At 58.6% G+C, this 20,534-nt stretch carries 14 protein-coding genes; 9 read left to right on the top strand and 5 right to left on the bottom strand.

What is annotated here, in order from left to right; translation table 11 throughout:
• The first annotated feature begins 8 nt into the window (after positions 1-8).
• From Enr13x_RS33100 to Enr13x_RS33125, 6 genes are all read left to right on the top strand, one after another.
• Positions 9-1,319, top strand: a complete 1,311-nt coding sequence (locus Enr13x_RS33100) for a Gfo/Idh/MocA family protein (protein ID WP_145391151.1) — start codon at positions 9-11, stop codon at positions 1,317-1,319.
• Entirely contained in the window at positions 1,319-2,392 is a 1,074-nt protein-coding gene (locus Enr13x_RS33105; RefSeq protein WP_145391152.1) for a Gfo/Idh/MocA family protein, read from the top strand. The genes Enr13x_RS33100 and Enr13x_RS33105 overlap by 1 nt, the downstream gene beginning before the upstream one ends.
• A 419-nt stretch (positions 2,393-2,811) precedes the next feature.
• Entirely contained in the window at positions 2,812-5,154 is a 2,343-nt protein-coding gene (locus Enr13x_RS33110) for a S9 family peptidase (protein WP_231743927.1), read from the top strand.
• A 311-nt stretch (positions 5,155-5,465) separates the two neighbouring features.
• Positions 5,466-6,905 carry a protoporphyrinogen oxidase gene (gene hemG / locus Enr13x_RS33115; RefSeq protein WP_145391154.1) on the top strand — a complete coding sequence of 480 codons (1,440 nt, stop codon included), beginning with the start codon at positions 5,466-5,468 and terminating at the stop codon, positions 6,903-6,905.
• Between the two features lie 109 nt (positions 6,906-7,014).
• Positions 7,015-7,806: a YwiC-like family protein gene (locus Enr13x_RS33120; protein WP_145391155.1), complete on the top strand. Its 792-nt coding sequence runs from the start codon at positions 7,015-7,017 to the stop codon at positions 7,804-7,806.
• A 23-nt stretch (positions 7,807-7,829) separates the two neighbouring features.
• Entirely contained in the window at positions 7,830-9,221 is a 1,392-nt protein-coding gene (locus Enr13x_RS33125; protein ID WP_197455534.1) for a BNR-4 repeat-containing protein, read from the top strand.
• An 86-nt stretch (positions 9,222-9,307) separates the two neighbouring features.
• Here the strand turns inward: Enr13x_RS33125 and Enr13x_RS33130 are convergent, their stop codons facing one another.
• The 5 genes from Enr13x_RS33130 to Enr13x_RS33150 all read right to left on the bottom strand — a co-directional run bounded on the left by Enr13x_RS33130 (position 9,308) and on the right by Enr13x_RS33150 (position 15,452).
• The gene (locus tag Enr13x_RS33130) at positions 9,308-9,712 is read right to left on the bottom strand and encodes a globin (RefSeq protein WP_145391157.1); all 405 of its coding nucleotides are present in this window, start codon (positions 9,710-9,712) and stop codon (positions 9,308-9,310) included.
• A 207-nt stretch (positions 9,713-9,919) separates the two neighbouring features.
• Positions 9,920-11,260, bottom strand: a complete 1,341-nt coding sequence (locus Enr13x_RS33135) for an IS110 family RNA-guided transposase (protein ID WP_145392203.1) — start codon at positions 11,258-11,260, stop codon at positions 9,920-9,922.
• A gap of 520 nt (positions 11,261-11,780) precedes the next feature.
• Positions 11,781-12,485 carry an iron-sulfur cluster repair di-iron protein gene (gene ric, locus Enr13x_RS33140; RefSeq protein WP_145391158.1) on the bottom strand — a complete coding sequence of 235 codons (705 nt, stop codon included), beginning with the start codon at positions 12,483-12,485 and terminating at the stop codon, positions 11,781-11,783.
• A gap of 81 nt (positions 12,486-12,566) precedes the next feature.
• On the bottom strand, positions 12,567-14,918 hold the full coding sequence (locus Enr13x_RS33145; protein ID WP_145391159.1) for a nitric-oxide reductase large subunit: 2,352 nt from the start codon (positions 14,916-14,918) through the stop codon (positions 12,567-12,569).
• A gap of 264 nt (positions 14,919-15,182) precedes the next feature.
• A complete protein-coding gene (locus Enr13x_RS33150) occupies positions 15,183-15,452 on the bottom strand; it encodes a DUF2024 family protein (protein WP_197455535.1) in 270 nt (89 codons plus the stop codon).
• 300 nt (positions 15,453-15,752) lie between these two features.
• Here Enr13x_RS33150 and Enr13x_RS33155 point away from each other — a divergent pair, with 300 nt between their 5' ends.
• The 3 genes from Enr13x_RS33155 to Enr13x_RS33165 all read left to right on the top strand — a co-directional run bounded on the left by Enr13x_RS33155 (position 15,753) and on the right by Enr13x_RS33165 (position 20,524).
• A complete protein-coding gene (locus Enr13x_RS33155; RefSeq protein WP_145391161.1) occupies positions 15,753-17,258 on the top strand; it encodes an arylsulfatase in 1,506 nt (501 codons plus the stop codon).
• Between the two features lie 102 nt (positions 17,259-17,360).
• Positions 17,361-18,917 (top strand): N,N-dimethylformamidase beta subunit family domain-containing protein, encoded by a 1,557-nt coding sequence (locus tag Enr13x_RS33160; protein WP_145391162.1) that lies wholly within the window; start codon positions 17,361-17,363, stop codon positions 18,915-18,917.
• A 434-nt stretch (positions 18,918-19,351) separates the two neighbouring features.
• Positions 19,352-20,524, top strand: a complete 1,173-nt coding sequence (locus Enr13x_RS33165) for a TlpA family protein disulfide reductase (protein ID WP_197455536.1) — start codon at positions 19,352-19,354, stop codon at positions 20,522-20,524.
• The last annotated feature ends 10 nt before the right edge of the window (positions 20,525-20,534 follow it).

The raw sequence follows: 20,534 nt of genomic DNA on the forward strand, positions 1-20,534 counted from the left end.
CGATTTGAATGAAAGACATCGAGACCTTGGAACGAGACCGTCGCCTGTTTTTAAAGACCGGCGTCGCCTCGATGACCGCCCTTGGCCTGACGAACACCGTGCGTGCCCAAGAGACACCCGCCGCGGCGGCGCCGTCGGAAAAGCTGTCGATCGGTGTGATGGGTGTCAACGGCCGCGGCGGCGCGATCGTCAAGGGCATGATGGCCAGCGGACAAGTCGACATCGCGTATATCTGTGACGTCGATGAGCGGGCGGCTGAACGGGTGACCAAGATTGTCAACGAGAAACAGTCGACGAAGACTCAATCTGTCAAAGACTTTCGCCGCATCCTGGATGACAAATCAGTCGACGCCCTGATCTGCGCCGCACCGAACCATTGGCACGCCCCGGCGACCATCATGGCCTGCGGCGCCGGCAAGCACGTGTACGTCGAAAAACCCTGCAGCTACACGCCGGCCGAAGGCGAGATGGCGGTCGCGGCGGCGCGCAAAAACGATCGCGTCGTGCAGATGGGCACCCAGCGCCGCAGCTGGCCCGGGATCGCCGAAGCGGTCGAAAAAATTCACGGCGGGGCGATCGGAAAGACGCTGTATTCGAGGACCTGGTACAACAACCGACGCGGTCCGATCGGCGTCGGGAAACCGGCCGAGGTTCCCTCCTGGTTGGACTGGCGATTGTGGCAAGGCCCGGCGCCGGATCGTCCCTTCAAAGACAACCTCGTCCACTACAACTGGCACTGGCATTGGCACTGGGGCAACGGCGAACTGGGCAACAACGGCGTCCACGGTTTGGATGTCGCCCGCTGGGGCATGCAAGTCGAATTCCCCAATCGTGTCACCGCCGGCGGTGGAAAGTATCGCCACGACGATGACCAGGAAACCCCCGACACGATGATGGTCACCTATGACTTTCCCGACGGCAAAACCATCACCTGGGAAGGCCTCAGTTGGTCGCCACTGGGACCGCACGACTCGGGATTCGGCGTCAGTTTCCACGGCACCGAAGGATCGATCGTGATCCGCGGTTCGGGATACACCCAGTACGACATACGAAACAAGGAAGTCGCCAGCGGCACCGGCGCCGGCGGCGATAAAGATCACTTCGACGATTTCATCAGCGCCGTTCGTGACGGACACCGCACCAACGCGGACATCGAAAAAGCCCATCGCAGTACCCTGCTCTGCCACCTGGGCAACATCGCCTACCGGACCGGCAGCGTGTTACACACCGACCCGACCGACGGCCGTCCACAAGACAACGACGCCGCGAATCAACTGTGGTCACGAGAGTACGCCAAGGGATGGGAGCCGGTGGTCTGATGAAAACCAATCACAACTCTCTCCGTCGCCACGCTCACCAGGCCCTGGCGTTCCTGTTCGCATTCAGCCTGGGCATCGCGTCCACCGCCGTGGCACAAGACGCCGCAAGCCAAGACGCCGCAGCGGCGCAAACAACACTCCGCATCGGCGTGATCGGGCTGGACACCTCGCACGTCCCGGCATTCACCAAATCCTTCAACCAGGAACCGGCGAATCCCGAAATGCAAAACTGTCGTGTCGTCGCGGCCTATCCCTACGGCAGCCGGACAATCGAATCGAGTTACAGCCGGATTCCAAAGTACACCGAGCAGATGCAGTCGATGGGCATCGAGATCGTCGATTCGATCGACGCCCTTCTCGACCGCGTCGACTGTGTGTTGTTGGAAACCAACGACGGAAAACCACACTTGAAACAGGCGCTCGAAGTTTTCAAAGCCGGCAAGCCCGTGTTCATCGACAAACCGGTGGCATCGAATCTGGCCGAAGTCGTGGCGATCTATCGCGCGGCGGAACACTATGATGTCCCGATGTTTTCCAGTTCATCACTCCGCTATAGCGACGGTGCGCAGGCGATCCGCAACGGCAAAGTCGGGGCCGTGTTGGGCTGCAACGCCTACAGCCCGGCGTCGACCGAACCGTCCCATACCGATCTGTTCTGGTACGGCATTCACGGCGTCGAATCGTTGTACACCTGCATGGGAGCCGGTTGCCAGTCAGTCAGTCAGACGTCAGGTGAAGGCCGCGAATTGGTCGTCGGCGTCTGGTCGGGCGGACGCATCGGAACTTTTCATGGCCTGCGTGAGGGAAAGACGGGTTACGGCGGAACGGCGTTCGGCGAGAAAGGCATCGCACCGATCGGCGACTACGGCGGTTACAAACCGTTGGTCGTCCAGATCGCCAAGTTCTTCCGCACCCGCGAGCTGCCGATCGATCCGCAGGAAACGATCGAACTGTACGCGTTCATGGAAGCCGCCGCCGAAAGCAGAAAACGCGATGGCAAATCCGTGACGATCGCCGAGGTGATGCAAGCCGCCGAACAAGCAGCCGACGAACTGTTGGCCGGACAACTCTGAACCGCAGGTCAGGCCGCGCGCGACAAGCTGGCATGCCACTCGTCTTCGGGACGAGGTGGGGAGACAAGGAGACAAGGAGAGGGTTCTTGACCGGTGTCGCCTCGGCTGCCACCCCATCATTCTGCCACCCCATCATTCTGCCATCTCATCATTCTGCCACCCCATCATTCTGCCACCCCATCGTTCTGCCCCCATCGTTCTGCCCCCATCGTTCTGCCCCCATCGTTCTGCCCCCATCATTCTGCCCCCATCATTCTGCCCCCATCATTCTGCCCCCATCGTTCTGCCCCCATCGTTTTGCCCCCATCGTTCTGCCCCCATCGTTCTGCCCCCATCGTTCTGCCCCCATCGTTCTGCCCCCATCGTTCTGCCCCCATCGTTCTGCCCCCATCGTTCTGCCCCCATCGTTCTGCCACTCCATGCTCACCCGCCTTGCACAATCCCCGCTATCGATCGTCCTGTCCAGTCTGCTCCTGATCACCCTTGCCAGCGCCAACGACCTCTCCTTCACGATCGCGCGATCGACGGCCCAGCGTGGGTTTGACGGACAGACATGCTGGGTCCATGCCCGTGCCGGGGCGATTCCCGCGGGCGTGAAAGGCAACGATTCGGATCAGCCGCTGGTCGTGATGACGACGCAAAAGCTGTTGCTGACCGGTTCAGACATTTTTTATCGACTGCATCAAACCACTTCGAAAGACTCGGCCGCGACTTGGACAGATCTCGCGCCGATCGACTCGTTCGCCCGCGAGCGGGTCGGCGGAGAGTCAGACGCGCTGCCGACCGGCGCCTCGATCGCGCCGCAACTACTTCAGCCGGGCGATGAAACCACCGTTTGTGACTTTCAACCCCAGTGGCACGCGGCCAGCCAACGGTTGCTCGGCATCGGTCAATCGGTGTGGTACCGCAACAACCGCGTGATGCATGTCCGCCCGCGAGGCATCGCCTACGCCGTCTACGACGCGCCGGCGAAACAGTGGTCGAAATGGAAGACCGTCAATCTGCCCCACGAACCGCGGTTTCAAGATGCCGGATCGGGCAGCGTTCAGCGTGTCGATCTCCCCGGCGGTGACGTCTTGGTGCCGTTCTACTTCAAAGAACCAACGACCAAACAATATTCCACCGCGGTTTGCCGCTGCCGCTTCGACGGTGAAACGTTGCACTTCATCGAAGTCGGCAACGCGCTGACCGTTCCCATCAAGCGGGGACTCTACGAACCCTCGCTGACACGATTCGGCGGTCGTTTTTATCTGACTCTGCGAAACGACGATCGGGGCTACGTCAGCGTCAGCGATGACGGGTTGAACTTCGGGCCGCCGCGTGCTTGGACCTTTGACGACGGCAGCGATCTGGGCAACTACAACACCCAGCAACACTGGGTCACGCACAGCGACGGTTTGTTTTTGGTCTACACGCGACGTGGTGCCGACAACGACCACGTGTTTCGTCATCGAGCGCCCTTGTTCATCGCCCGTATCGACCCGGAAACGCTGCACGTGATTCGCGACAGCGAACAAATCTTGGTGCCCGAGCGTGGCGCGCGGCTGGGCAATTTTGGCGTGGTGGATGTGTCAGCCGATGAAACCTGGGTGACGGTGACCGAGTGGATGCAGCCGTTGGGCGTCGAAAAACACGGCAGCGACAACAGCATCTTTGTTGCCAAGCTGAAATGGAGTCAGCCCAATCATCGCGCAGTCGTCTCATCCGAACATCGCCGACCGAGCGATGAGTTACCCCCTTACACCGATCCTCCGAAAGCCTATCAAGACGACTTCGGTGACTTTCGATCGCCGCTGGTGTTCGCCGACGGTTCCCAGGTCCGAAACTCCGAAGATTGGCAGCGCCGTCGGGCTGAAATCCTTTCGACCTGGCAAGGCCTGCTCGGCAAGTGGCCGCCGCTGATCACCGAACCCGAAGTGGAAATGCTGGACTCTCGGCAGCGTGAGAACTTCACCGAGCATCAAGTGCGTTTTCAGTGGACGCCGAATGAAAAGACAACCGGCTACCTGCTGGTGCCCGACGGCAAGGGCCCATTCCCCGCAGCGGTCACGGTGTACTACGAACCGGAAACCGCGATCGGTGAGGGCAATCCGTATCGTGACTTTGCGTTGCAACTCGCGCGGCGCGGCTTCGTGACCCTGTCGATCGGCACCAGTGATGCCACCGCGGCCAAGACGTATTCGCTCTACCATCCCTCGATCGACGATGCAGAGGTCCAACCGCTGTCGATGCTCGGCTACGCGGCGGCCAACGCCTGGCATGTCTTGGCCGATCGTCCGGAAGTGGATTCCAAGCGGATCGGCATCGTCGGCCATTCCTTCGGCGGCAAGTGGGCGATGTTTGCCTCGTGTCTGTTCGACAAATTCGCCTGCGCCGCATGGTCCGATCCCGGCATCGTGTTCGACCAATCGCGACCGAGTGTGAATTACTGGGAACCCTGGTACCTGGGCTATCACGTCAAACCTTGGCGGAAGCGCGGCTTGATCACGGACGACAACCCGGCCCGCGGCCTCTATCCGCGATTGGTCGCCGAAGGACATGACCTGCACGAGTTGCACGCCTTGATGGCCCCCCGGCCGTTTCTGGTTTCCGGCGGCAGCGAAGACCCGATCGGTCGCTGGCACGCCCTGAATCACTCCGTGGCGGTCAACCGAATCCTCGGCCACAGCGATCGTGTGATGATGACCAATCGCCCCGATCATTCCCCCAACGCCGACTCGAATGAAATGATCTACTCATTCTTCGATCACTGGCTGAAGTAGCACGACCGCCACCAGGATCGAGTCTTCCGCTGCAACCGATCGGCATTGTTCGTCGCGATGCGGTGGCGTTCAGCGACAATACGTCGCGTTTTTAGTCGCCCAATTCTATACACTTAGGTGCACAATATGCTAGACTCAGTCTCATCGCAGCGTCCCCGACCGACCGTGCACAGGTTTTACGACCATGATTGCTTCCCAGCCGTTCGCGACTCGACCGTCCGATCTGCGGTCTCGCAAGTCGTTTGACCATAGTCCGATGCTGGTGTTTTACATTCCTGACGCAATGGCCACCACGTAAAAGGGAACCCACCATGAATCGTCGCGTGACCGTCATCGGCGGTGGCATTTCGGGCCTCGCCGCGGCAACCCATCTACGCCGGATCGCGCCCGAAATCGAGGTGCGTTTACTGGAATCCGGGCCGCGCCTCGGCGGCGTGATCCAAACAACTCACAAGGACGGATTCTTGATCGAAGGAGCGGCGGACAATTTCATCACGACGTCGCCCACCGCGATACAGCTTTGCCAGGACGTCGGCCTGGGTGACGAATTGATCGGCACCAATCCCAACGAGCGCGGCGCGATGGTGCTCAGCCGGGGAAAATTGGAAAAGATTCCCGAGGGTTTTTACGTGATGGCCCCCTCGCGTTTGTGGCCGCTGCTGACCACCAAGATCCTGAGCCCGAAGGGTAAATTGCGATCGGGATGCGAAGTCTTTGTGCCGCGCAAACGAGAACAAGTCGATGAATCGTTGAAATCGTTCGTGTGCCGGCGATTCGGAACCGAAATGTTTGAACGTCTGGTCCAACCGTTGGTCGGCGGCATCTACAGCGCCGACCCCAATCGGCTGAGTATTGCCGCAACGATGCCACGTTTTCTGGACATGGAACAAAAATACGGCAGTCTGATCCGCGGCATGTTGAACCAACGTCGATCGAGCCGGCAACCGACCGAGAAAAGTGGCGGAGCGCGAGACAGTCAATTCATGACGCTGCGCGGCGGGATGTCTCAATTGATCGAGGCACTGGAAAGGAGCTTGCCAAAAGAGTCCGTGCGGCTCAATACGCCAGCCAATTTCATCGTCCCGAGCGGCTCGCGATGGTCGATCAGCAGCGGAATAAAGGATCCGCAACGTGAAGAGTCCGATGCCGTGATCGTTGCCGCGCCGGCCAGCCACGCCTCACGCATGCTCTCCACCGTCGATGGGGAATTATCGGCGCTGCTAGGCGAGATTCAATTTGCCAGTTGTGCGGTCGTGTCGCTCGCCTTTCGCCGCGAACAAATCGGCCATGACTTGAACTCGTTTGGATTCGTCGTGCCGGCGATCGAAGGTCACTTCATTTTGTCGTGCAGCTTTTCGAGCGTGAAGTACGGTGGCCGCGCCCCCGATGGCACAGTGCTGATGCGAGTCTTTATCGGCGGTGCCTGCCAGAGCGGATTGCTGCGTTTACCCGACACACAGTTGCTGGAATTGGCTCACTGGGAAGTCGCAAAATTGTTGGACATTGAAGGTGAACCATTGATGCGTCACATCACCCGACAACGGCATGCGATGCCACAATATCACGTCGGCCATCGGAATCGAATCGCAAAGATCAATCAGCGTCTGGAGTGGTTCCCGACGCTCGCGTTGGCCGGCGGCTCACTCAGCGGCGTTGGGGTCCCGAGCTGCATCGAGAGCGGACAGAAAGCCGCCGAGCGGATTGTTGCCGCGACACGAAAAACCTCGACGGTCCCCGTGCAAGTGGGGTAAGCATCTTGCTTGCCATGTCATAGGGCTGGGCAATCGCAAGCTGGAAGCTTACGCCACTTTGGCTGCAACTAAAAAACTCCACTGGAACAACTCGCGAGGATGGGCTTCGATGAGTACTGCAACGTTGTCGAACGCAAAACCAGACACCGTCGCTTCTGCTGCAAAGCTGAAACCGAAAGAGCACGGCGCGTACGCGATCCTTGGAATTCCGATCGCGACTTCGCTGTTGATCGCGGGCATCTCCCTACCGGGCGTTTGCGTGGCGATCGCCAGCGTGACCGGTTTCTTGGCCCACGAACCGCTGCTGGTTGCCTGGGGGCATCGGGGTTCGCGTGCGCAGCGTTCGACGCCGACGGCAACACGACGCTTGGTGATTCTCACCGGGTTCACGATCCTTTGCGGATGTGTCGCATTGCTGACGGGATCCAACCCGGTACGAATCTCGCTCCTGGGATGCCTTGGGCTCGCGACGACCAGCTTTGCACTGGCCGTCGCGGGGAACCACCGCTCGCTGCTCGGCCAATTATGGGGAATCGTCGGCTTGTCCGTTCCCTGCGTACCAATTCTGTTGGCCGGAGCGATCCCCAGCGACCTCGCGATCGAAATCTGGACGACGTGGCTGATCGGATTTGCCGCCACCACGATGGCCGTTCGCGGCGTGATCGCGGCCCAGAAACGGCACCCGCGGACCATTCACTGGTTGGCCATCTGTGCGCTTAGTGTGCTCGTGATTGGACGTTATACTTCATCCAGTTCACTCGCGATCGTCACTCTACCGATGTTGGCGATGAGTGGATGGTTGATAATCTGGCCGCCGCCAGCCAAACACCTCAAGCGGGTCGGATGGACGCTGGTTGTCGGCACCGTGGTCACTGCCGTCTGGATGATCGTTGTTGTTTGACGAAACTTTCTTTGAGTGATTTGATGCACACTAAACAGACCTCTAGTCTGAAAACGTCCGGTTTCTATTCCGTCCTCTTCACGTTGCTTTCGGTCGGCTGCCTGCACGCAGCAGAGCCGATCGTGGTGAAAGAGAACGGCGGATGGTGCTGGTTCCAGGGGAAACGTGCGGTCGGATCGGATGGCAAGGTCTTTTTCACGTCCATTTCCGGCGACGACCATGGAGACTGGAATGCCGGCGACCTGGTGGTGACCGAGCTGAATCTGTCGAGCGGTGAAACCTCGCATTTCTGTCTGCATGCGACGCTTCAACGGGACGACCATGCCGTCGCGGGACTCTGCCTGCTCGCTGATGGGCGATTGCTTGCCGTTTATGGAAAACATGGCAACGATCATTTCCAACGGTCACGGATCACGCTTCGTCCGGGTGATATCAGCGAGTGGACCCAAGAACAACGGTTTGATGCCGGGGCGGGCTACACGTACTCCAATGTTTACCGATTGCCCGGCGAAGACGATCGCATTTATAATTTCCATCGCGGACGTGGTTTTAATCCCAACTGCAACTTTTCCGATGACGGCGGATCCACCTGGAAGTACGGCTGGCGATTGATGCAGCGGACGTCTGCTGACCTGAGCGATGACCCCAGATACACGGGCATGGACGGCCGGCGACCCTATGTTTGTTATGCCAGTAATGGTCGCGACGAAATCCACTTCATCGCGACCGACGATCATCCCAGAGCGTATGACAACAGCCTGTATCATGGATACTACAAGGCCGGAAACCTGCTGGCGTCCGACGGCACGATCTTGGCACCCCCCACCGCAGCCGGCCAACCGCTGAAACCGCGTGACTTCACCGAAGTGTTTACCGGGACGGCGGCTCGAGTCGCCTGGGCCAGTGACATCGAAATCGACGCGCTCGGCAACCCATTCATCGCGTTCTCCGTCCAGGTCGATGGCGCCGCGATGCGCAACCGCCGCGGTGCAGGTGGGATGGATCACCGCGATTTTTATGGCCGTTGGGATGGATCGCGGTGGCACGTGCACGAAATGGCTCATGCGGGAACCAAATTGTATTCCGGCGAAGACGACTACACCGGGTTGGTCGCGCTGGATCCGCAAGACCCCAACTACGTCGTCATCTCCACCAACGCAGATCCGGTCTCCGGAATGCCGCTGGTTAGTCGCACCGACGGGCAACGGCATTGGGAGCTGTTCGCAGGAACAACCAGCGACGGGGGCGAGACCTGGACGTGGACCGCCCTGACGAAGGATTCGACGCAGGATCAATTGCGTCCGGTCATTCCGAAGACTGAATCAGACACGCGAGTGATCTTGTGGACACGTGGAACCCTGAATTCCTACACCGATTATCACCTCGACATCGCCGCACTCCCGGTGCCGCGCTAAAACGCTCGCACCTCCACCAACCTCGTCCTCAACGCACGCTTGGCCATCTTTCCAAGCATCGCGACCACAATCGGGTGTCACACGCTTCAATACTTTGAAATCATCAGGTCGATCCCCGGTTGCATCGCACGTCTCCATAATTGTTCGACGTGGGGCGTAAATTCTGGATCGTGTTGCGCGACGGCGCTACAGAGTGTGTCGAGCCAAAGTTCGTACAGATGCGGAGCGATCTCCGCATGATTGCGATCGTGACGCTCGGCAAGCTGCAGCAATTCGGCGTGATTGCGATCCTGATTCTCACTGAACAGGATCAACACCAGTAGCGATTCCCGAAGCACCAGTTTTTGATGCACCATGTCGGTGAACTGGAATTTGATTCTCACTTCGTCCGAACTGGCCAGAAACAGTTGGTAGAACGTGTCAATGAACCCTTCACCGCTCATGCAGCGCCGATAGGTGGCGACAATCGCACTTGAGTCTTCTGAAATCATGATTGCTTTCTTCGTTTTGTACCCGGCACAATCGCGGATGGGCCGAGATGACGACCCTGTCTGTATGGGTTCTTCGCGGATTTTAGTGGGTGCTCTCGAATACTCGGGGAAGGTTTTTTGAGGGATGACTGCGATGTCCGATGGTTCTGTTCGGTAGGACGGCGAAGCCAGGTGAAGCGGAGGCGGGCTCTGCTCTCAAGGAACTTCCTACCCAGCTAGTTCATTGGGGACCACTCGCAGGTTGAGTGCAGCTGCCCGTTTCGCCAGGTTTTCCATTGCTCGCTTCTTGTATTGCTGTTCGTAATAGTCGTTGCCGACATCGACATATTCCCTCCCGTACTTCAGCATCCCATAAACTATTTTCGCGAGCTTGTGGGCCGTCGCCGTGATCGCTTTGGGTGAACCAAGACGGGAACGGATCCTGCGAAAGAACGCTCCTAAGGCGCAGTTTGATCGTGCCAGGGACGCGGCGGCTGTTCGAAGTGCGGCGGCGGCTCGGTTCGCACTTGTACGTGTTTTACCACTGAGCAATTTCCCACCTGTCTTCTTACTGCCCGGACATAGGCAAAGCCAAGAAGTGAAATGCTTCTCTGTTGCCCACCTACTCATGTCGGTACCGATTTCAGAAATCAGTGTGATTGCGGATTGACCGCTAATCCCATCAATGGTCGTCATGTCGACGCCCAGCACCCGGTAGAGCTGATTGCGCATATCGAACCGGGGGCTATTGCTTCCAGCTTTAGGAGCCTTCAGCTTCGGCAGAATCTCACCGTCACTTCGGTCGGAAAATGTACCCAAATGTTCTTCAAGCTTGGAATCGACTTCCGACAGTTTGGAACCGTAAAAACGGTACAGTTCCAGAGCCTGTTTTAACGCAAATACATGTTCTTCACGCCAATTGCCTTCCAGAGCTTTCGCGATCGTCGACTCGTCATTTTTGCACCTTGGATCGCGAAGTTTTGCGAGTAGGTGAGGGTCTCGACTGCCCGCAACAATGGCATCCAAAATGGCAAGGCCAGTGGTGCCGGTGATGTCCGAAATGACGTGATGGAGCTGGACATTCATTTCCATCATCGCCTTCTGCATCCGTTGGATATGCTCGCTCGCGTTGGCGACGAGCATGGCTCGTTGCCGCATGTAAGAACGCAGAACACAAATTGCCGAATCCGGTCGAAACGATCCGGCCAGCAAACCGTATGTGTGAAGCTGCTGGATCCACTGGCAATCCAAGACATCCGTTTTTCGGCCAGGAACGCTCTTCAGCTTGCCAGGCTCAACAAGCTTCACTTCAAACCCCCTGGCTTCGAGAAGCTCGAAAACTGGAATCCAATAGACCCCTGTTGACTCCATTGCAATCGTTTTGATTCCGCACTCTTCCAACCAATCTGCGAGCGACGCCAGATCGGATGTAAAGGTGCCGAAGCAGCGAACGTGTGATGAGTCGCGATCGGAGGGCACGGCAACATAGTGCTGGGTCGAACCAATATCGATGCCGGCAGCGTTCAAGTTGATTGTGTCAAGTGATTGTGGAACGGGTGCGTTGTCAATCGGAAACCCACCACGTGATCGACGCTTAGGTTTCCCAGAGGATTTCTTCTTGGCCATGGCGGAACTCCGAAAGGTGACTTCAACGGAAAAACGCGGCAGGCGCGGGAGTAGGGCTCTGTTATTCTCTCAAACGGGGTCAACGCCGTGAGGCGAGCCACCAATGTCATTTTCAAGCAAACTCCCGGGACCAGGCTGAGAAGCGGGCACGAAGCACCACGTAGAGAACGGCCTCCACGACCCGCCGCGTATCCGACATGATAATCCTCACACCCAGTTCCTCGGAATCATTTGGTCACTTGTGGCCTGCGGCGGCTGAGGAGCAACCCGCCAAGGAATCACCTGGTCTGCGATGCGCCGAAGGTGCTTCGTGCCCTCGGCCGGCCCCCGTGTCGGCGGAGGGTCGTTTGAACCGAGCGTTTGTCCTCGCTCTCCCCATTCGGACATCGCAGCAATGCCTCGAAAAACCTGGGGCCTGAGCGATTAGCCACTCAAATCCACGAAGAATCGTCTGTATGAAAGATTACTCGATTTCCAGCGCCTTGACAAAAAGCACGTTATTTTCTTTGTGGATGTGCTGGTGCATGTCGGCTTCCAACTTCTCCAGCGAGTCGAGCATTGCGCGGTAGGTGTTGCAGGCCCACTGGGGCGGAACAAAATCGTCGGTCGCCTCGCGCAAAATGGCCAATGCATCGCCGGCTTGGTCGTGTTCGTGTTCCATTTGCCGGATCGGATTGGCGACACTGCCGCAATGGAACTCGGGTCGGTCGGTGGACGCTTCCAATTGCCGAATGATGGGAAACAGGATTTTCTCTTCCTTCATCATGTGCGGTTCGAGTTCGTTCTTGAGAGCCACGAACGCCTTGCGAACCGTCGCCAGTCGAGGCTCCTTGTCACCGTGGACTCGCGACACCTTTTCGGTCATGAAGTCCAGTCGCGGCAATTCCTCGCGCAGATAGGCGTGATGGGTCGATTCGATGTGATCGGCCAACTCGGTCAAGGTCATCGCGTCGGCGTCAACGGTGGGCACTGAATCTCGCTGCGAGTCGCATTGCCCCAGTCGCGCAACGACGTCCTCGGGGTCGACCTTTCGCTTGGCACAGGCGGTTGCCAGCGAAATCTTGCCGCCGCAGCAATAGTCGATCTTGAGCGATTCGAACACGCGGGCGCGATCAGGAAGTTCGCGGACGAGTTCACCGACGGTGGTTTGTATATCAACGGTTTGCATCGATTTTCTCTATCGTTCTCCGACCACTCCGCCGGTCGGCATTCAAAAAAAGACGAACCGGCGGAGCGGTTCGGCGATTTCCTAAATCGCTTCGTCAGTCTTCTTGAACGAATGGCCGGTTTTCAGTCCTGCGACAAACAGGACCAGTGCCAATGCCCCGAAGAAGAAAATGGTGTCGCCGGGGACTCGCATCCAACGCAGCGTTTGCATCAGATCGGTCTGCATGAACTCGCTGCTGCGGGCGTACCAGTAACCGGTCTCCACCGACGCTTTGGTTTGCAACAACCCGACCGGCAGCAAGCTCAACACGCACATCGCGAACAAGCCGATGTTCATGCCCCAAAAACCGATCCGCAACAAACCGTCCTTCCACTGCCGCGCCGGGATCAGCACCCGCAGGCACATCAGCATCAATCCCATGCCCAGCATCCCGTAGACGCCGAACAATGCCGCATGCCCGTGCAGCGGCGTCGTGTTCAGCCCCTGCATGTAGTACAGCGCGATCGGCGGATTGATCATGAACCCGAACAATCCCGCGCCGACCATGTTCCAGAACGCGACGGCGACAAAGAAATAGATCGGCCACTTGTATCGCTGCACCCACGGCGTCGCCTTGCTGCGTCGCAAATCTTCCATCGCGTCAAATCCGATCAGGGTCAGCGGGACGACCTCGAGGGCGCTGAACACCGACCCCCAAGCCAGCGCGACCGTGGGCGTGCCGGAGAAGTACAGGTGGTGCAACGTGCCGATGATGCCACCGGACAGGAAGATCGTGGCGGCCAACAGTGCCGCCGCCGCGGCGATTCCGGGTTTGACCAGATTCAATCGCATGAACACAAACGCGATCACCGTGGTCGCGAAGACTTCAAAGAAACCTTCGACCCACAAATGGACCACCCACCAACGCCAGTACTCGACCATCGTCAGGTGCGAATGCTGACCCCACGTCAAACCGGCTCCATAAAACAGGGCGATCGCGGCGGTGGCGACCGCCAAGAGGATGACCAGATGCCGCTGGTTGTTCGCTTCCAACGCGTGACGGTCGCCCCCGTCGGCATTGAAAGCGGCCAGGGAATGGCTGGTGCTGAATTCAGACCCCGCCGTGGCGACATCCGGATTCGCGACGGGCAAATTCCCAACCCCGTTCTTCCGCAGCGCCGGAAGCAGCACGCAAATCATCAGTGCCAACCAAAGCAACAATCCGACCATCAGCAGGATCTGCCAAAAGCGTCCCAGTTCAACGTATTCGTAGCCTTGATGTCCAAAGTAAAACGATTGTCCGTCCGTCATCCGGTTCATCACGCTCAACCATTCCCCGGCCAGCGATCCGACCACGACCAACAACAACGCCGCGAACAACACGTTGACGCCCAGTCGTTGAAACTTGGGCTCGTGATGACTGACCAGCGGCCCGATAAACAACCCGGCGGCCAGCCAAGCGGTGGCGATCCAGAACAAGCCGATCTGCACGTGCCAGGTACGCGCCACCGTGTACGGCAGGTACTCCGCGAGCGGGAACCCATAGAACCCGTCCCCTTCCACACCGTAGTGTGCCGCGACAATGCCGAGTGTCATTTGCACCAAGATCAACGCAGCGACGACCCAGAAATACTTGATCGTTGCCTTCTGCGATGGAGTCGCTTCCCATAGCGAGAGCGGATCGGAGGTGTGCGCGTGACCTTCTTCCTCTTCTTCTCTTCGTGAAGCGTACCACCAAGCCATCGCGGAAATTCCGGCCAACAACACAATCACGCTGACACCCGTCCAAACGATGTTGTCGCCCGTGGGTCGATTGCCGACCAGTGGTTCGTGCGGCCAATTGTTTGTGTAGCTCGCGATGTCACCGGGCCGAGTCGTCACCGCCGCCCAAGACGTCCAGAAATAAAAGGCCGAGAGCTTGCGCAATCGCTCTTCGCTGGAGATCGCACCGGCGGGAATCGCGTAGTCCGCGTTGCCGTCGATAAAAACCGTTTTGTAGTGTTCGACGTTGCTGGCGAACGCCTCGGCGCGGATCGGGGAGACGGTCGCGATCCCCGTGGACGCGTCGTAATTGTTCTCATGCAATTGTTCGGCCAGTCGACCGGTGAGTTGCCCTTGTTGTTCGGCGTTCAGTTCCGCGAAGGGATTGCCAAACTCCTCCGTCCCCCATTTGTCGAGAATGAAGACGGCTTCGCGGTGCAGCCAATCCGCCGTCCAATCGGGCGCGACATAGCTGCCGTGTCCCCAGACGCTGCCGACCTGCATGCCGCCCATCGACTGCCAGACATTTTGGCCTTCGCCGATCTCCCCGCTGTCGACCAGCGTCACGCCGTCGGTCGTGACGAACCGGTCGGGAATCGGTGGCATCTCCTGGAAGATACGCGTCCCAATCCAACCCAGGATCAGGAAGGAAACGATCATCACTGCCGCAAACGCGAGCCAAAGTTTTTTCATGGGTGTGGGTTTCTAGTGTGGTTGGATTTTCATGCCGACCCTTATCTACACCAAACGGTATAGAATTAATCCGGCGCGTCAAGAGGTGTCCGAGGGAGGTTCGAAGTTTCCCTGGCCGCGGTTGGCGAACGGCGCTATGCAGGAACGCCGCAGATCCAAGCACATCATCAGGGGTTTTGCAGGCTCATGGACGACAGCCTTTCCAGGCTGTCGCTGGTTTCGACGGCCTGGAAAGGCCGTCGTACTTTCTCGGACGCTTCCGGTTCAACCGGCGTCGCAAAGACGATTCACCAGTGGCACGACGGCGAAGCCATGTTGCTGCAACTCGGCGAGGGCGGCCACGCCGATCCGCCCATGACCCGACGACTTCCAGCGATTCCGTTGGATTTCAATTTCGGGGTCGTCGCCACCGACGTAATCGTGAATCAGACGCCGCACAACACGTTGGCTGGTCCCTGCGGGAACGATGGCATCAAAATGCAACACCGTTCCGTCTGGATCGGTCGCGTAGGTATCGAAGCAATCGTACTTCATCGGCATTCCTCCAGCGGTCTCGAGTGATGCTCTCCAAAAACTTGATGGTGACGTGCCGAGCGGCCGAAACCTGCACCACAGGTACATCTTTCGGTTTCTCCAAGTCGATACGTCGATTCATTTGGTAAAATTTCTCGAAACGCTTCACATTGCTCGCATTTCACCGAAGCGACTGGCGATCTCTATCCTTGCGTCGCTGATTGATCACTGGACGCCGTGATTTGACTTGCGTGGTGTCGGCGAAGAGACTGTTGGCGGGAACCGGATTCGGTTCCAAACCGTCCTCCAGCGGAATTCAACATGATTCAACTACTTGCTTCGACGCGGCCTGATTGTCAACGGACGCGATCACGACGTTCATGGCGCAACATCGCAACACTCGCCGTTGCCGCGGTTGCGACGCTACTCGGGCAAACCGTCGCGACTCCGAGCTTGAGGGCCGAGCCGACCACTCGCCCCAACATCGTCTTCATCCTGGTCGACGACTTGGGCTATGGCGACCTGGGGTGTTATGGCCAGAAACTGATCCAGACGCCGCGTTTGGATCAGATGGCTGCTGAAGGGATGCGGTTCACAGATTTCTACGCCGGCAACACGGTCTGCGCCCCCTCGCGCAGCGTCTTGATGACCGGGCAACACATGGGGCACACCCACGTCCGCGGCAACGCCGGCGGCCCCGACATGTCGAAACAGTCGCTGCGCAGCGAGGACGTGACGGTGGCGGAGGTCTTGAAAGACGCGGGCTATCAGACGGCACTGTGCGGCAAGTGGGGACTCGGCGATGACGCCCTCGGTGGACGCGAGGGATTGCCGCGACGGCAGGGTTTCGATTTCTTTTACGGTTATCTGAATCAGGTTCACGCCCACAACTACTACCCCGAATTCCTGTGGCGCAACGAGACCAAGTCGCCGCTCCGCAACGTCGTGCAGCGAAACAATCGCAGCTACGGCGGGTTCACCGGCGGCTGGGCGACGAAGAAAGTCGACTACAGCCACGACTTGATCGCCGAAGAGGCGTTGGGATTCATCAAGCGGAGTGCGGAAAACAAAGACAAACCCTTTTTCCTGTACCTGTCGCTGACGATCCCCCACGCCAACAATGAAGGCACCGGGGGCACCGGAAACGGTCAAGAGGTTCCGGACGACGGGCCCTACGCGGACAAGGACTGGAGCGACAACGACAAGGGCCAAGCGGCGATGATCACACGGATGGACGGTGACGTCGGCCGGCTGTTGGACCTGCTGGATGAACTGCAGATTTCCAAAGACACCGTGGTGATGTTCTCCAGCGACAACGGCCCGCACGACGAGGGCGGCCATGACACCGAACGCTTTGACCCCGCCGGACCGCTGCGGGGCATGAAACGCGATTTGTATGAAGGCGGCATCCGCGTGCCGTTTATCGTGCGTTGGCCCGGAACGACGCCGGCCGGAACCACGTCCGACCACATCGGCTACTTCGGCGACCTGATGGCCAGCGCCGCCGAACTCGCCGGCGTCCCCTGCCCCGAGAATACCGATTCGGTCAGCTTCGTCCCCACGATCACCGGCAACGCCACCGAGCAGGCCAAGCATGATTACCTGTACTGGGAATTCTACGAACGCGGCGGCAAACAAGCCGTGCGGGCCGGCAACTGGAAAGCGATCCGAATCCCGATGCGAACCGGAAAGACACAGCTTTTCGATCTCAGCCAAGACATCGGCGAAACCGAGAATCTGGCCGACAAGCATCCCGACATGGTCGAACGCATGGAAGCGATGATGGCCGACGCCCACACGCCGCATCCGAACTGGCAACCGCGTTAAGATCCGTGGGTACGCTTTGCCATCCGTGGTCTTTTCACTCCACACCTTGGAGGTCGCGGAGGGTGACTTTAGTCACTGCTTGACCGCCCAGAAGGAAATGCCATGACCAAGCCTAATCGATCGAGAATCAGTCGGCGCGAGTTGCTCAAGAGCGTGTCAATGACACCCGCGATCGGTGCGTTGACATCCACCGCGATGGCAGACGACAGGGATGACGTCATTGCGCGAGCGGGTTCGTCACTGATTCGCGAGGAGAACGCCAAACCGGGCTCGCGCGACTGGCAACTCACGCGGGTGCGTCTGGATTCACGCGACGGGGTTCGGGCGTCGAAGATCGAGGGGTATTGTTCGCGGCAGAGTGTGGCGGCGGGCGAATCGATCGACATCATGGTCTCGACCGACCCGGCGCAAGCGTATGTGATCGAGATCTTTCGCACCGGGTATTACGGCGGTCGCGGGGCGCGGCTGATGACCAAACTCGGGCCCTTTGACGGTTCGGTGCAACCGGTGCCGGAGGCCGGCGACAAGCGGATTCGGGAATGTCAATGGACGCCATCGGTAACGCTGACGATTCCCGATGACTGGCCCAGCGGCGTGTACTTGGGTCGGCTTTCCACGCTGACCGATTCGACCGGGTTTGGTTACTGGCAAAACTACGTCGTCTTCATCGTCCGGGACGACCGCCCCGCCGACATCCTGCTGCAGTGCAGCGACAACACTTGGCAAGCGTACAACCAATGGCCCGATCGCGACTCCGTCTACACGCACCCCAAAGGCAACCAGGGTCCCTGGGCCGACGTCAGCTTTGACCGCCCCTACGGCATGTATCCGCAGATCTTTGAGAATCCACAAACGATCGGATCGGGCGAGTGGTTGTGCTTTGAGTATCCGTTGGCCTATTGGTTGGAAAAGCATGGCTACGATGTGACCTATTGCTCCAACAGCGACATGCTGACGCCCGATCGAGGCTTAACGTGCAAGACATTCATCAGTAATGGACACGATGAATACTGGGACATCCGGCAATACAACAGCGTCGTCAAACTGCGTGACGAAGGTGTCAGCTTGTTGTTCCTATCGGGCAACTCGGTGTGCTGGGTCAGCCCCTTTCGCGGCAGCATGGATGGCCGTGCGAACCGGATTCTGTTTCGCGGGGGGCCGTACGGCGGTGAGTACAAATGGGCGGAACTTCGCGAGCAACAGCACGGGCCGTTTCCGCATCGCGGCCCCGACGAAGGTTACTTGATGGGCTCGCGAAACGTTGATCCCGTCAACGGTGGCGGCGATTGGGTTTGTGCGCTGCCGGACCATTGGATCTTCGAAGGCACGGGCATGAAGCAAGGCGAAGCGATTCCCGGCTTGATCGGCTGGGAGTATCACGGCGACCCGCCGAGGGACATTCCCGGTCTGCAGGTCGTCGGCAAAGGAACGGCGCTGCAAGGCGGCGTGAATCCTCAGGCGTGGACGTCGACGGTCTATCCCGGCCCCAAAGGCAACTTTGTCTTCAACGCCTCGACGATCTGGTGGTGCCAAGACCTGGCCAGTCCGCCGGGGCACTGGATCCCCTGGTCGCACTGGAGTCGCCCCCACGGGCCGGACGATCGTGTCCAACAAATCACCCACAATCTGCTGCGGCGGGCGATCAACCCGGTGGCGTAAGCTTCCCGCTTGCGAGTGTTGCGGTGGTGGACGCAACCCCACTCCGTCCGACGTCGCCGGTGTGTGACATTCGAGGTTTGCGGCCCAACCACGCAGGCCCCGCTGGCGCCGCAGATCGCTAGAATACAATTTCATCGACCGGTGAACGAAAACACTCGCGATCGATTCCATTGTTCAAGTCCATTGTTCAAGGATCGTAAGCGAGTGCCCCACTCGCACCGGTCTGATCAAACCAGTCATCCCGACTTCTTGGAATCCCATTCATGAGTTCTTCGCATGGTCCGCGTCTCGCGGTTGTTGTGCCGGCCCTTCTTTGCTGCTCTGTCCTTTTCTGCTGCGGCGAATCGGACGTCCAAGCTCAGACGCTTAAAATAGATTTTCTTTCCAGTGGCGTCTCGCGAAAGATCGGCGGCTATCGTCCGATACGATCTCAGATGGACCAGGAAGCGGACATCGTCGAGGCGGCACCGGAAGACCTGCAAGCCGCCCGCTACGGATTCTTCGAAGTTGGCGACCAGAAGTGGGCTTACATTTTGGATGAGCCCGAAGAGGGCGATTCGAAACTCTACATCGACACCAACGGCGACGGTGACTTGACCAATGATCCGGAAGCGGAATGGAAGTCCAGCAAGCAAGGTGAATACACGATGTACAGCGGAAGCGGAGAAATCGATTTGGGGGATGACAAGATCGGCACGATCAATTTCTTTCGCTTCGATCCGAACGACGAGCGCCGCCAATCTCTCAAAGACACGATCCTGTTCTACACCGATTTCGGATACGAATACACGTTCGAATTGGACGGACAAGAGTTCAGCACGTTCGTCAGCGGGTCGCCCTCGCAATCGACTCGATTCCCAGTCGATCGCGACGGAAATGGAAAGATCAGCCGTCGATTCGAAACCGCTTCGGTCGGCAAGCCTTTCAATTTCACGGGCACGACCTACGTCTTCGAATTGAAGGACGGAGCACTCTCGCTGGAAGAGGCCGCCGAAGAACTGGAGCAAATGCAGATGCCACCGGATCTGACAATCGGCAAGCAAGCCCTAACGTTCACCGCGACGACGATGGACGGCGACGAGATCAACTTCCCCGATTCCTACGCGGGCAAGATCGTGATGCTGGATTTTTGGGCCACCTGGTGCGGCCCCTGTATCGGCGAAATCCCGCACATGAAAAAAGCCTATGCGAACTGGCACGAAAACGGATTCGACATCCTCGGCATCAGTTTTGACCGCGCCGACATGGAAGAAAAGATCCTGGCGTTCCTGGAAAAAAACGAGCAACCCTGGCCACAGATTTACGAGGGGAAGATGTGGGACACGACGCTCGGCAACATGCACGACGTCAGCGGGATTCCCTTTGTCCTGCTCGTCGACGGCGACAGCGGTGAAATCCTGGCCACCGCAAGACAACTACGAGGCCCCGGCTTGAGCGATTTCATCAAAGCTCAGCTGGAACAGAAATTCGACATCGAACTGGAAGACAAACCGGATCCGGCCGACGAGGAGGAAGCCTCCAAGGAAGCCTCCAAGGAAGCCGAAGACAAGGAAGCCGAAGACGAGGACTCCGAAGACAAGGACGGCGCGGGGGAATCGGAAGAATAGCCGATCGCCC

Source organism: Stieleria neptunia (assembly GCF_007754155.1).
Classification (GTDB): domain Bacteria; phylum Planctomycetota; class Planctomycetia; order Pirellulales; family Pirellulaceae; genus Stieleria; species Stieleria neptunia.

Bases quoted from the DNA above. Each gene is read 5' to 3' on its own strand.
- Enr13x_RS33100 (WP_145391151.1), top strand. From the start codon at position 9: ATGAAAGACATCGAGACCTTGGAACGAGACCGTCGCCTGTTTTTAAAG.
- Enr13x_RS33105 (WP_145391152.1), top strand. From the start codon at position 1,319: ATGAAAACCAATCACAACTCTCTCCGTCGCCACGCTCACCAGGCCCTG.
- Enr13x_RS33110 (WP_231743927.1), top strand. From the start codon at position 2,812: ATGCTCACCCGCCTTGCACAATCCCCGCTATCGATCGTCCTGTCCAGT.
- hemG (WP_145391154.1), top strand. From the start codon at position 5,466: ATGAATCGTCGCGTGACCGTCATCGGCGGTGGCATTTCGGGCCTCGCC.
- Enr13x_RS33120 (WP_145391155.1), top strand. From the start codon at position 7,015: ATGAGTACTGCAACGTTGTCGAACGCAAAACCAGACACCGTCGCTTCT.
- Enr13x_RS33125 (WP_197455534.1), top strand. From the start codon at position 7,830: ATGCACACTAAACAGACCTCTAGTCTGAAAACGTCCGGTTTCTATTCC.
- Enr13x_RS33130 (WP_145391157.1), bottom strand. From the start codon at position 9,712: ATGATTTCAGAAGACTCAAGTGCGATTGTCGCCACCTATCGGCGCTGC.
- ric (WP_145391158.1), bottom strand. From the start codon at position 12,485: ATGCAAACCGTTGATATACAAACCACCGTCGGTGAACTCGTCCGCGAA.
- Enr13x_RS33145 (WP_145391159.1), bottom strand. From the start codon at position 14,918: ATGAAAAAACTTTGGCTCGCGTTTGCGGCAGTGATGATCGTTTCCTTC.
- Enr13x_RS33150 (WP_197455535.1), bottom strand. From the start codon at position 15,452: ATGAAGTACGATTGCTTCGATACCTACGCGACCGATCCAGACGGAACG.
- Enr13x_RS33155 (WP_145391161.1), top strand. From the start codon at position 15,753: ATGATTCAACTACTTGCTTCGACGCGGCCTGATTGTCAACGGACGCGA.
- Enr13x_RS33160 (WP_145391162.1), top strand. From the start codon at position 17,361: ATGACCAAGCCTAATCGATCGAGAATCAGTCGGCGCGAGTTGCTCAAG.
- Enr13x_RS33165 (WP_197455536.1), top strand. From the start codon at position 19,352: ATGGACCAGGAAGCGGACATCGTCGAGGCGGCACCGGAAGACCTGCAA.